This window comes from Aeromonas sp. QDB18 (genome assembly GCF_027705325.1).
In the GTDB taxonomy this organism is placed as follows: Bacteria; Pseudomonadota; Gammaproteobacteria; order Enterobacterales; family Aeromonadaceae; genus Aeromonas; species Aeromonas caviae.
Genome location: NZ_JAPDBQ010000122.1, coordinates 1 through 12962, shown reverse-complemented (window position 1 = coordinate 12962; position 12962 = coordinate 1). Strand labels below are relative to the sequence as shown.

At 60.9% G+C, this 12962-nt stretch carries 7 protein-coding genes; 4 read left to right on the top strand and 3 right to left on the bottom strand.

Features of this window, described 5'->3' with window-relative positions; translation table 11 throughout:
* Positions 1–603: 603 nt before the first annotated feature.
* Positions 604–3078 (top strand): glycogen/starch/alpha-glucan phosphorylase, encoded by a 2475-nt coding sequence (locus tag OKC30_RS16020; protein WP_160838988.1) that lies wholly within the window; start codon positions 604–606, stop codon positions 3076–3078.
* A 64-nt stretch (positions 3079–3142) separates the two neighbouring features.
* On the opposite strand, the gene OKC30_RS16015 is transcribed toward OKC30_RS16020, so the two are convergent.
* The 3 genes from OKC30_RS16015 to trxC form a co-directional block, all read right to left on the bottom strand.
* Positions 3143–3709 carry a cytochrome b/b6 domain-containing protein gene (locus tag OKC30_RS16015; RefSeq protein ID WP_151027674.1) on the bottom strand — a complete coding sequence of 189 codons (567 nt, stop codon included), beginning with the start codon at positions 3707–3709 and terminating at the stop codon, positions 3143–3145.
* A 417-nt stretch (positions 3710–4126) separates the two neighbouring features.
* Entirely contained in the window at positions 4127–5515 is a 1389-nt protein-coding gene (locus OKC30_RS16010) for an SLC13 family permease (RefSeq protein ID WP_045524563.1), read from the bottom strand.
* A gap of 154 nt (positions 5516–5669) precedes the next feature.
* Positions 5670–6110 carry a thioredoxin TrxC gene (gene trxC, locus OKC30_RS16005; RefSeq protein ID WP_160838990.1) on the bottom strand — a complete coding sequence of 147 codons (441 nt, stop codon included), beginning with the start codon at positions 6108–6110 and terminating at the stop codon, positions 5670–5672.
* A 153-nt stretch (positions 6111–6263) separates the two neighbouring features.
* Here trxC and OKC30_RS16000 point away from each other — a divergent pair, with 153 nt between their 5' ends.
* From OKC30_RS16000 to OKC30_RS15990, 3 genes are all read left to right on the top strand, one after another.
* The gene (locus OKC30_RS16000; RefSeq protein WP_160838992.1) at positions 6264–9062 is read left to right on the top strand and encodes a hybrid sensor histidine kinase/response regulator; all 2799 of its coding nucleotides are present in this window, start codon (positions 6264–6266) and stop codon (positions 9060–9062) included.
* Positions 9063–9201: 139 nt separating this feature from the next.
* Positions 9202–10938, top strand: a complete 1737-nt coding sequence (locus OKC30_RS15995; RefSeq protein ID WP_270809689.1) for an ABC transporter transmembrane domain-containing protein — start codon at positions 9202–9204, stop codon at positions 10936–10938.
* Positions 10939–11047: 109 nt separating this feature from the next.
* A complete protein-coding gene (locus OKC30_RS15990) occupies positions 11048–12799 on the top strand; it encodes an ABC transporter transmembrane domain-containing protein (RefSeq protein ID WP_160838996.1) in 1752 nt (583 codons plus the stop codon).
* Positions 12800–12962: the final 163 nt, after the last annotated feature.

The following is a 12962-nucleotide window of genomic DNA, read 5'->3' as shown; positions in this document are numbered from 1 at the left end:
GCAGCGAAAATCGATACAGAACAGGACCTTAGAAGGAATTTCAAATGAAGTGTTTTCTTAAGGTCCTGTATATGAATCAGTTCAAGGGAGGGTGCGAATAAGCACCCTCCACAACGAAACTGAAAAAATTAGTTTATTAAATTCAAATGCTTACAAAGGCGCATTTTTATGTTTGGTGACTTATTCGCACCTTCCCAAGGCACATGGTTAATTGAAATCAAAGGGTGCTCCGATTGGAGCATCCTTTTTATTACCTGACGAGGAGGTGTGAATTGAAAACGCTTTCAATTTCTCCCTAGTCGGCGGTTATTTTCACGTATTTTCAGTCACAGGCAATCATTGAAAACCTATTCATGAAACTATCTTTTTTGTTTTCATGTATCACTATGATTTAAAACGAAATTTATATTTCATTCAGACTGGCTTAAGGAAAGGGTTTTCATGGTGAAACTGTCATTTTTATGCGTTAAAGTGTGACTCACGTTAACTTTTAAACCCTTGGCTTTAGCTAGTATGCCCCCGCCGGAGCATATTCTGAGATAACAACAGCGCCGGTCCCCCGATGGGATGACATTTTTTATTTGTAACGAAGGAAAATGGTTTATGGCTACCAAGAAGAAGACAGACCAGGATCTCCAACTGGATAAAGATCAGCTCAAGGCGAGTATCGTGCGTCACCTGCGTTCTACCTTGGGTACAAGCGAACAGAAAGCCTCTCCGGATGCCTGGTGGAAAGCGACCGCTGCCGCCGTCAATGAACAGGTGTACGAGCGCCTGACCCGTACTCAGCAGGCTCACTTCAAGAAAGATACTCGTGCGATTCACTATCTCTCTGCTGAATTTTTGATGGGGCGTTTGACCTCCAACAACCTGCACAACCTCTCCCTCTACAAAGTCTGTGAAGAGGCGCTGGGTGAACTCGGTCTGGAACTGACCGATCTTTGCGAACAAGAGCCTGACATGGCCCTTGGCAACGGTGGCCTGGGTCGTCTGGCTGCCTGCTTCATCGATTCCCTGGCCACTCTGAACTACCCGGCGGTGGGCTATGGCATTCACTACGAGCACGGCCTGTTCCGTCAGGAAATTCAGGATGGTCGCCAGATCGAGCGTCCGGACTCCTGGCGCGAATATGGCAACCCCTGGGAGATCTGCCGCCCGGAATCGGTGCAGGAGATCCCGCTCTACGGCTACGTGGAGACCGTCTTTGGTGACAAGGGTGGCCTGAAGAAGGTGTGGCATGCCGGTCGCAAGATCAAAGGGGTGCCCTGGGACATTCCGGTGGTCGGCTTCGGTGGTCACACCGTCAACATCCTGCGTCTGTGGGAATCCCGCGCCTCCGAGTTCTTCGACTGGGACGTGTTCAACGCCGGTGGTTATATCGACTCCCAGGCCGAGAAGGCCCAGGCCGAGACCATCTCCAAGGTGCTCTACCCGAACGATGAGACCGACGCAGGCAAGGAGCTGCGCCTGATCCAGCAGTACTTCTTCTGCGCCTGCTCCATCAAGGACATCATGCGTCGCTACAAGCGGGTGCATGGCAGTGACTTCAGCAACTTTGCCGCGCAAATCGCCATCCAGCTCAACGATACCCACCCCACCGTGGCCATCCCCGAGCTGATGCGCGTGCTGGTGGACGAAGAGGGGCTGAACTGGGATACCGCCTGGGGCATCTGCTATCAGGTCTTCTCCTACACCAACCACACCCTGCTGCCGGAAGCGCTGGAGAAGTGGTCCGTCAGCCTGTTCGAGAAGGTACTGCCCCGTCACCTCGAGATCATTTATGAAATCAACGCCCGCTTCCTGAACGAGCTGGTGGAGCCCAAGTGGCCGGGCAACGATGCCATCAAGGCCAAGCTCTCCATCATCGAAGAGGGTGACGTGCGCAAGGTGCGCATGGGCAACCTGTGCGTCATCGGTTCCTCCAAGGTGAACGGCGTGGCCGAGATCCACTCCAAGCTGGTGAAGGAAGATCTCTTCCCCGAGTATTCCGAGCTGTGGCCCGAGAAGATGTGCAACGTCACCAACGGCGTGACTCCCCGTCGCTGGCTGCTGGCCTGCAACCCGGAACTGGCCGAACTCTACAACGAGGTGGTGGGCAAGGAGTGGCCGCTGCAACTGGACAAGCTGCGTAGCGTGGTGAAGTTTGCCGACGACAAGGCGTTCCAGCAGCAGTTCATGACCATCAAGCGCCACAACAAGGAAAAGCTGGTCAAGGTCATCAAGGCGGAAACCGGTATCGACGTGAGCGCGGAGGCGATCTTCGACGTCCAGATCAAGCGTCTGCACGAGTACAAGCGTCAACAGCTGAACCTCATCCACATCATGGCGCTCTACCGTCGCCTGCTGGCGAACCCGGACTATGACATGCATCCGCGGGTGTTCATCTTCGGCTCCAAGGCGGCGCCCGGCTACAAGCTGGCCAAGGACATCATCTACGCCATCAACAAGCTGGCGGAGCGGGTCAACAACGACGCCCGTATCCAGGGCAAGCTGAAAGTGGTGTTCATGCCGAACTACCGCGTGAGCCTCGCCGAGAAGCTGATCCCGGCGGCGGATGTCTCTGAGCAGATCTCCACCGCAGGTTACGAAGCATCCGGTACCGGCAACATGAAGATGGCGCTGAACGGTGCCATCACCATCGGGACGCTGGATGGAGCCAACATCGAGATCGCCGAAGAGGCGGGGGCCGAGAACTGCGCCATCTTCGGTCTGAACGTGGACGAGGTGAAGTCCCTGAAGGCGCGCGGCTACAACCCGTATGACTTCTACTACGCCAACTCCGAACTGAAAGCCGTGCTGGACTGGTTTGATACCGACTATTTCACGCCGGGTCGCCCGGGGGAGCTCTCCTCCATCAAGCGCTCCCTGCTGGAAGGGGGAGACCCTTACCTGACCCTGGCGGATTTCGAGTCCTACTCCGAGGCGCACAAGCTGATCGACACCTGGTACCGGGATCCGGCCCTGTGGGCGAAGAAAGCCATCATCAACTCGGCCACCATGGGCAAGTTCAACTCCGACCGCTCCATCCAGGATTACGTAGACCGGATCTGGAAACTGACGAGCTGCAGCGTCGGCTGATGTCTGCTCCAGTGAAAAACCCCGCGATGCGGGGTTTTTTTTCATCTGTCGGGTTGAGAGAGGCTCAGGGCCTGTCGACCACCCGGGTGTCCGCCGGCACCCGTTTCTTGCCGGTGATCATCGCCCTGACGAGATCGCCCCGTACCAGACGATCCAGGGCGATGACGGCCAGTACATGGACGAAGATGGCCACCTGCAGCCCCTTGGCAAAGAACTCGTGGATCTCTTCCATGCGATGGGTGCCGGAGAGAGGCCCGTATTCGGTCATGATCCCGCTGGCGGCGGTGCCGACAAGGCAGGTCAACAGCAGCAGTATCATCAAGGACCCCAAAGGATTGTGACCGGCGTAGTAGGGGTGGCGCCCCTTGATCGTCTCCTTGAGATAGGTGATGACGCCGGCCGGTGTCGGCAGCCACTGGGCGAAGCGGGCATGATAGGAGCCGATGAATCCCCATACGATGCGCAGTGCCAGCAGTCCGGCCAGCGCATATCCCGCATAGCGGTGGTTGCGCGCCCCCTCTTCAAGGATGAAGAGATTCAGCACGCACAACAGCACAGTGGCCCAGTGAAATCCCCTGACCACCGGATCCCATACCTTGATTTCACGGTTGTTCTGCATCGTCTTACCCATGAGGTGATCCCTTGTCGTGATGTCCATGATCATCGCCATCGTCAGCCATGGCTGCGTGATGGCCGTTGTCAGCATCATGGAGGCGATTTCTTAAGTGCAAGTTAATGTCGCCGTGATCTCGCGGGTAGGGAGTGCGGTGGTTTCGGGGCGAGAAAAAGCCCCGACGATGCGGCAATGCTGTTCACTTAAGAGAATTTGAGTTCCAGTCCACGTAGTATCAGGACAAAAAAGCGAGGGAGGCATGATGCCTCCCTCTTTCTATTGCAAGCCCCGCTGGATAAAGGCTGGAGGAAGATCGACTGGACACAGCCTTGCCCCCTCAACTCAAATCCAATTTATGAATAATCAGTCAAAAAAGTGCTTATCTGAACAGCATTGCGACGATGCGGGGCTTGGAGGGCATTAGGGGGGCGAACCTCAGTGGAGGATATCCCCCATGAAATAGGCCAGCATGGTCAGGATGACGGTGAACACCAGGTTCAGTACCAGGCCGGCCCGCATCATCTCCCGCTGCTGGATATGGCCGCTGGCGAAGACGATGGCGTTGGGGGGCGTGGCCACCGGCAGCATGAAGGCACAGGAGGCGCCGACGGCGATCAGCACCGAGACCACGATGGGGGAGACCCCCAGAGCCTCGGCCACCCCGGCGAACAGCGGCACCAGCAGCGCGGCAGTGGCGGTGTTGGAGACCAGCTCGGTCAGGAACACCACGAAGGCGGCCAGGCAGAGCAGGATCACGAAGATGGGCATGGAGGAGAGGCCGCTGGAGAGGTGTTCCGCCAGGAAGGCGTTGGCCCCGGTCTGCTTGAGGATGGCGCTCAAGGTGAGACCACCCCCGAACAGCAGCAGCACGCCCCAGTCGGTGTTCTGGTTGATGTCATCCCAGCTGGCGACCCGGCTGATGGCGATGGCCAGGATGGCGCCCATGGCGATCAGGGTATCGAACTGGGGAATGCCGCCCAGCGCCTTGGCAAGAGGTTGGGATCCAATCCACAGCAGCACCGTGGTCAGGAAGATGGCCAGGGTCACCTTGCGCTGACCTGTCCACTCGATGGTGACCTGCTCGGTGCTGACCTGGTGGGAGAGATTGGGACGGGTCACCCAGTAGAGCAGGCCGATGCCTACCGGCATGAAGATGATCACCACGGGGATGCCGAACTCCAGCCAGTCGGTGAAGCCCAAGCCCATCTGGGCGGCGGCGATGGCATTGGGGGGGCTGCCCACCAGGGTGCCGATGCCACCGATGCTGGCGCTATAGGCGACGCCAAGCAGCACGAAGACCAGGGTGCGGCGCTCCTTGTGAACGTCCAGCCCCTTCAGCATGCCGAGGGCCAGCGGCATCATCATGGCCGCGGTTGCGGTGTTGCTGATCCACATGGAGAGGGCGGCCGTGATGGTGAAGAGCACGATGGAAGCCCAGCCCAGGTGTCCCTTGGCGAGCTGCATCACCTTGCCGGCGATCTGGGTGTCGAGTCCCTGCTTGGAGAGGGCTGCAGCGAGGGCAAAGCCGCCAAAGAAGAGGAACAGGACGGGGTTGGCAAAGTCGGTCAGCGACTTGCTCATGTCGAACACCCCGAGCAGGGTGGCGAGCACCGGGATGGAGATGGCAGTGATGGTGATGTTCACCGCCTCGGTCAGCCAGAGGATGGCGATGAAGATCAGGATGGCCAGCCCCTTGTTGACCATGGGGTCAAACGGGAGCCATGCCAGCATGGCGCAGAGCAGGAGCAGATCCAGGATGACGATCCCGGACTTGATGTCCAGCCAGCGTGAGGGGGGAGTCGGAGGTACAGCCGATGTGTGCATAACGTTCTCTCGGTTAATTTATGGTTGTTGTTGTGATGCAGAGGTTACATATATCCCCCTGTTTGAAACAGGGGGATATGGTCAAATCATGTGGCGACTCACAGAGTCAAGTGAAAATGGATCTTCAATCAAACAGAAATGAAACATTTCATTTTCATTTGACGGGGGAGGTGAAGGAGAGCAGCCACTCCTTGAACAGGCTCTTGGGCAGGGAGCCGCTGCGCTGTGCCAGGATCTCCCCCCGCTGGAAGACCATCAGGGTAGGAATGCTGCGAATGCCATAGCGACCTGCGATGGCGGCCTCCTGCTCGGTATCGAGTTTCACGAAGCGAAGGCGGGGCTCAAGCTCCCGGGCGACCTCCTGAAAGACGGGGGCAAACTGCAGGCAGGGGCCACACCAGCTTGCCCAAAAGTCCACCACCACCGGGATGTCGGACTGGATCAGGGCATCGAAGCTGGCCTGACGCCCCGCCACCGGACTTTGTTCGAAGAGGGGGTGACGGCAGCGGCCACACTTCGCGTTTGAGTCTTCTTTTTCGACAGGCAGGCTGTTGCGGGTAAAGCATTGGCTACAATAGGTGGTGACAAGTGACATAATTGCTTCCTTATTTCATGGCCCGGCAACATCTTTATTGCAATCAGAGCGCTGACTAACGGTAACATAGCACTCAGTGGTTTTTCACAGTTGGCCTCCGGCCGTGACCTGATGTCACCGGATGGCCGACCATGACATGAGAATCGAGACGGGATGAAGAGTGTTGCACGGGCCAATCGTGTTGTCTTTGGCCTTATCATCGTATCGCTGGTGGGCTTTTCTGCCTATTGCTGGCAGTTGCTCAGCCAGCAGCAGCGTGCCTTCGATTTGAGCGTGGCGGCTGAGATGGTGCTCAATCGGGTCAATACCGATACCGTCTATCTGCTGGGGCGCGAGAAGGCCAGCGATGGCAGCGTACAGCAACGCCTGAGCCTGCTTTCCAGTCACCTGGACAGGTTCGTCAGGCTGGTGCACGAGGATCCGGAGTCGGTGGACGACCCCGGCTCCCAGGCGTTGCAGCGGGACATCGACGGTTATCTGCTGGATCTCGCCAGGCTCTACACCATGGAGATGACCATCGAGTATCTGGCTCCCCGCTTCCAGGGCCAGCTCAAGGCGTTGCAAGGCACCCTGCCGGTCGGTGAGGCGCAGTACCGCGACCTGACCGAACTCATGCGCCTGCACCACTACCTCCGACGCAGCTGGGATCAGAACGAGCAGCGGCAACTGTTGCAACTCCAGCAGCACCTGCTTGACCGCTATGGCGAGCAGCCGAGGGTCGCGACCCTCGTCCGGCTGGGCCAGGAGTTCAATCAGCAGGTGATGGAGTACCATCGCCTGCGCAATCAGGTGGTGGAGATGAAGGGGCTGAGCTCGCTGCCCGCCTGGAAGCAGAGCAAGCTGGAGCGGGCCTCCTCCCTCAAGAGCCGCTTCTACCTGATGGTGCTGGGGGGGGCGCTGCTCTGCTTCTCGCTGGTGGCCGCGACCCTGTGGCGTCGCAACCAGAAGCTGAGCGAGCTCTCTCGCCATGCCGCGCTGCTGGCCCAGGCCAAGAGCGACTTCCTGGCCAACATGAGCCACGAGATCCGCACCCCCATGAATGCCATCATCGGCTTCAGCGCCCTGGCACTGCAAACCAGTCTGGATCCCCAGCAGCGGGACTATCTCAACAAGATCAAATCCTCGTCGGACACCTTGCTGCTGCTCATCAACGACATTCTGGATCTCACCAAGGTGGAGTCCGGCAAGTTGACCCTGGAGGAGATCGACTTCGATCTCAGCGAGCAGCTCGACTCCCTCGCCGCCATGTTCGCGGATCTGGCGGAGCGCAAGCACATCGAGGTCATCATCAACAAGTCTCCCGCCGTGCCCGACTTTCTGCGCGGGGATCCGCTGCGCCTCGGTCAGGTACTGGTCAACCTGGTGAACAATGCCATCAAGTTCACCGAGCGGGGCGAGGTGGAGGTGGCCATCACCCTCACCAGCCAGCATCCCATGCGGGTCTGTTTCAGCGTGCGGGATACCGGCATCGGCATCGCCCCGGAGAAGCAGGCCCAGCTGTTCCAGCCCTTTACCCAGCTGGAGGCGGGCAATACCCGTAAATATGGCGGCTCCGGGCTTGGCCTCAACATCTCCCAGCGCCTGGTGGGGCTGATGGGCGGGGAGATCACCGTGCAGAGCAAGCCCGGGGTGGGCTCCACCTTCCTGTTCGAGATCCCCATCTCCCAGGCGGTGTACGGGGTCTCGGGGCGCCGGGTCTTCTTCGATCACCAGCCCCTGATCCTGATGATGGATGACAACGAGCTGGTGCTGGAGCTGGCCAAGGACATCCTGGGGCGGGCGGGGGCGTCCGTCATCACGGTCAACAGCCTCTCCCGCGCCCGTCAGGTGCTGCGGGAAGAGGGGCATCACATCCGCCTCGCCATCCTCGACTGGCGCATGGGTCAGGAGGATGGCCTGGACTTGGCCCTCGAGATGTACCAGCACAGCCAGTGGCGGCGCTTGCCTGTCCTGATGACCAGCGCCTGGTCCAGGGAGGGGCTGCACGGGCGGATGGAGAGCATGGGACTGACCCATTTCCTGGCCAAACCCATGACCGAAAACGCCTTGCTGGCCAAGGTGGACGAACTGCTCAACGGCAGCTCCCATGACAGCAAGGTCCGCCAGGCGGAGGCCCAGGGGGATCAGCAGCAGTTCCGGGAGCTGCTGCGCGGTACCCGGGTGCTGCTGGCCGAGGACAACCGGGTCAACCAGCAGCTCATTCTGGAGTACCTGCGCCGGGTGGAGGCCAAGGTCACCGTGGTGGACAACGGCCGCGAGGCGGTGGAGCAGGTGGCGGAGCAGCCGTTTGACGTCATCCTTATGGATCTGCAGATGCCGGTGCTGGACGGGCTGGATGCCACCCGCCAGATCCGCAAGATGGTGGACAAGCATGATGTGCCCATCATCGCCCTCACCGCCAGCGCCATGCCGGGGGACAGGGAGCGCTGCCTTGGCGTCGGCATGAACGGCTATGTCACCAAGCCGGTGAGCAAGCTCGATCTCTACAACAACCTGCTGCAATGGGTGAAGAGCAGCGGCGGGGAGCCCAAGGTGCCCATCGAGGTCAAGCCGCCGGCCCTCATGGGCGTGCTGGATCTGGAGGATGCCCTGCGCCGGCTGGAGCATGACAGGGAGGCGCTGCAGATCCTCTTCAAGCTGTTCCTCTCCGAGCACAAGGACGATCTGTGGGACATCCGCACCGCCCTGCGTCGCCAGCAGCCCGAAGTGGCGTGCCGCTTGCTGCATACCCTGAAGGGGGTCTCGGCCAACATCTCCGCTTCCCGCCTGCAACTGCTGGCCGGGGAACTGGAGTGGCGGCTGCGGCTGCAGGAGGAGCTGAGCGAGGGGGAGCTCAACCAGTTGCAGCAGGTCTTTACCCAGACCCGGGAGGAGGTCTCCCACTTCCTGCTCACCGGGGAGCAGCAGGAGTCGGTCGCTTTCCCGTTTTCGCCCCCCGACAAGCGGCTCTGAGGGAGGGCAAGATAGCAATCGTTCTCAAGTCACCCGCTTCAGGCTATGATGACCCACTCGTTCGCCCCCGCCAGGGGGCGATTGTATTGAGCTTCTCTTCATGATCACGCGGCAGCGCGCCGCGACCAAGGACTTCTCTGTGAGCGTATTTTTGCGGCTTGGCTGGTTTTTCAAGGATCAGTGGCGGCGTTATCTGGTGGCCATCTCCCTGCTGATGCTGGTGGCCCTGTTGACCGTGATCCCCCCCAAGGTGGTGGGCTGGGTGGTGGATGGCATCGCCAAGGGTGACCTGGACAGCGGCACCCTGACCGGCTATCTGGCGGGGCTTTTTGGCCTGGGACTGCTTATCTACCTGCTGCGCTACGTGTGGCGGGTCATGCTGTTCGGTGCCTCCTACCGGTTCGCCTACGTGCTGCGCAACCGGCTGTTCAGCCACTTCACCCGCATGAGCCCGGATTTCTACCAGCGCCACCGCACCGGTGATCTGATGGCCCACGCCACCAACGACATCCAGGCGGTGGAGATGACCGCAGGGGAAGGGGTACTGACCCTGGTGGACTCCTTCATCGTCGGCATCCTGGTGCTCTCCATCATGTGCAGCCAGTACTCCTGGCAGCTGACCCTGCTCTCCCTGCTGCCCCTGCCGGTGATGGCCTTCTTCATGAACCGCTTCGGGACCCAGATCTACAAGGAGTTCAAGGCGGCTCAGGGGGCCTTCTCCCGCCTCAACAACAAGACCCAGGAGGCCCTCTCCGGGGTGCGGGTGCTCAAATCCTACGCGGTCGAATCCCTAGAGGACGAGGGCTTTGCCGAGCTGACCCGTCAGGCGGGGGAGCGCAACATGGCGGTGGCCCGCATCGACGCCAAGTTCGACCCCGTGATTTACCTGTGCATCGGCTGCTCCTATTTTCTGGCTGTCGCAGGGGGCAGCGCCCTGGTGCTGCAAGACAAGCTGACTCTGGGGGAGCTCACCAGCTTCACCATGTACCTCGGCCAGCTCATCTGGCCCATGTTCGCCATCGCCTGGCTGTTCAACATCATCGAGCGGGGCAGCGCCGCCTACTCGCGCATCGAAAGCCTGCTGGGGGAGCACAGCGACATCGAGGAGCCGGCCCATCCCATGGCGCTGGCCTCGGCCTTTCCCCTGCGGGTGCTGGGGCTGGGCTACCGGCTGGAGCAGCGCACCCTGTTGCAGGGGGTGGATGTCACCCTGCAGGCTGGCGCCATGCTGGGGATAGTGGGACGCACCGGGGCAGGCAAGAGCTCCCTGCTCAAGCTGCTGATGCGCCTGGCCAACCCCACGGCCGGGGAGATCCGCATGGGGGAGGTGCCCATCTCGCAACTGTCGCTGGGTGAGCTGCGCAGCCAGTTTGCCTATGTGCCCCAGGAGCCGTTTCTGTTCTCCACCACCATCGCGGCCAACATCGCCCTGGGCCGCCCCGAGGCGAGCCGGGAGGAGATTGAGCGGGTGGCGCGCATCGCCTGCGTTCACGACGACATCAGTCGCTTCCCCAAAGGGTATGAAACCGAGGTGGGAGAGAAGGGGGTGACCCTCTCCGGCGGTCAGAAGCAGCGTCTGGCCATCGCCCGCGCCCTGCTGCTGGATGCCCCTATCCTGGTGCTGGATGACGCCCTCTCGGCGGTGGATGCCCACACCGAGCAGCAGATCCTGCTGGCCCTCAAGGTCCACAAGCGCACCCTGGTGCTGGTGAGCCACCGCATGACGGCGGTGGAGCAGGCGGACGAGATCCTGGTGCTGGAGCAGGGAGCGATCAGCGAGCGGGGCCGTCACGAGACCCTGATGGCCAGGAACGGCTGGTACGCGGACATGGTCCGTTACCAGCGCCTGGAGCAGGACGTGGAGGAGAGCCTGTGAACAGGATGACAAGACCCCAGGCACCCCTCACCCCTCTCCCGACTCCCGCGAGCGGAGAGGGGAGCAAAGAGAGTCAATTTCCGTGGAACGTTGCGCTGGAGGCCAGTCTGTGAATCCAACCATCAAACGGCTGCTCGCCTACTGCGCCAGCTACCCCCGCTGGCTGGTGCAGGCGGGCATCTGCCTGCTGCTCGCCACCGGCGCCGAGGTGGCGGGCCCCTTGCTCATCAAGCTCTTCATCGATGACTACCTGGCGCCGCGCCGGCTGGAGTGGGGCATCATCGCCGCCCTTGCCGCCGGTTATCTGGGGTTGCAGGTGTTGTCGGCGGCCGGCTTCTATCTGCAATCCCTGCGCTTCAACCGCATCGCCCAGGCGGTGGTGCAGCGTCTGCGCGAGCAGGTGTTCGCCACAGCCATCCGCCTGCCTGCCCGCTATTTCGACAAGCACCGCTCGGGCTCCCTCATCTCCCGCATCACCAACGACACCGAGGCGATCATGAACCTCTATGTCCAGGTGATAGGGCTCCTGGTGCAAAAAGTGGTGCTCCTGTGCGGCATCCTGCTCTCCATGGCGCTGCTGGATCTGCGCCTGATGCTGGTGTGCGCCACCCTGCTGCCGGCGGTGGGAGCCGTGATGTGGCTCTATCAGAAACTGAGCGTGCCCGTGGTGCGGGCGACCCGATCCTTGCTCTCCGACATCAACAGCCGTCTCAACGAGTCGTTGCAGGGGATGCCGGTGATCCAGGCCATGGTGCAGGAGCGCCACTTCGCCAACGCCTTTGCGGGGGTGAACCAGCAGCACTGGCAGGCGCGGATCAAGAGCCTCAAGATCAACGGCATCCTGCTGCGCCCCCTCATCGATCTCTTCTACATGATGGTGCTCATCGGTCTGCTGGCCCTGTTTGCCCACGAGGGGCTGAGCACGGCGGGGGCCATTCAGGTGGGGGTGCTTTACGCCTTCATCAGCTATCTGGGGCGGATGATCGAGCCCCTCATCGAGATGACCAACCAGCTCAACCAGTTGCAGCAGGCCATGGTGGCGGGGGAGCGGGTATTCGCCCTGCTCGATGAAACCCGCGAGAGCACCGACGGGGAGGTGCGCTCCCTGGAGGGACGGGTACGCTTCGACGGGGTGGGCTTCTCCTACGACGGGGAGCAGCAGGTACTGCAAGATGTGAGCTTTGCCACCCGGCCGGGCCAGATGCTGGCGCTGGTGGGCCACACCGGCAGCGGCAAGTCCACCATCATCAGCCTGCTGATGGGTTTCTACCCCCTGGATCGGGGGAGCATCCACTTCGATGATCACCCCATGAACGACCTGGCCCTCTCGGCGGTGCGCCGCAGCATCGGCCTGGTGCAGCAGGATCCTTTCATCTTCGTCGGCACCCTGGCCGAGAACCTGCGCCTTGGGCGTGACGGCATCGAGGATGGGCGGCTCTGGCAGGCTCTGGAGGAGGTGCAGCTGGCCGATTTCGTGCGCCGCCTGCCCGATGGCCTGGCCACCCTGATGGAGGAGGGGGGCAAGAACCTCTCCGCCGGCCAGCGCCAGCTGCTCTCCTTTGCCCGCGCCCTGGTGGGGGATCCGCGCATCCTCATCCTGGACGAGGCGACCGCGAGCGTGGACTCCCAGACCGAGCTCGCCCTCTCCCAGGCGCTCTCGGCGGCGCGCCGTGGCCGCACCACCATCGCCATCGCTCACCGCCTCTCCACCATAGTGGATGCCGATGAAATCCTGCTGCTCTCCCGCGGGGGGGTGAGCGAGCGCGGCACCCATGGCGAGCTGATGGCGCTGGGAGGACACTATGCCCAGCTGTTCGAGATGCAGAGCCAGGGGGCCTGGCTTGAAGAGAAACGGGCCTGAGGCCCACCTAAAAAAACAGCCGGCATCTGCCGCAATGCTGTTCACTTAAGAGAATTTGAGTTCCAGTCCACGTAGTATCAGGGCTAAAAAATGGTTCATCGCGGCTTTCCGGGGAAGGCCGCCTTGATTTTCAGAAAAAAGTATTCTGAGTCCCTAAATCCAT

Bases quoted from the DNA above. Each gene is read 5' to 3' on its own strand.
- OKC30_RS16020 (WP_160838988.1), top strand. From the start codon at position 604: ATGGCTACCAAGAAGAAGACAGACCAGGATCTCCAACTGGATAAAGAT.
- OKC30_RS16015 (WP_151027674.1), bottom strand. From the start codon at position 3,709: ATGGGTAAGACGATGCAGAACAACCGTGAAATCAAGGTATGGGATCCG.
- OKC30_RS16010 (WP_045524563.1), bottom strand. From the start codon at position 5,515: ATGCACACATCGGCTGTACCTCCGACTCCCCCCTCACGCTGGCTGGAC.
- trxC (WP_160838990.1), bottom strand. From the start codon at position 6,110: ATGTCACTTGTCACCACCTATTGTAGCCAATGCTTTACCCGCAACAGC.
- OKC30_RS16000 (WP_160838992.1), top strand. From the start codon at position 6,264: ATGAAGAGTGTTGCACGGGCCAATCGTGTTGTCTTTGGCCTTATCATC.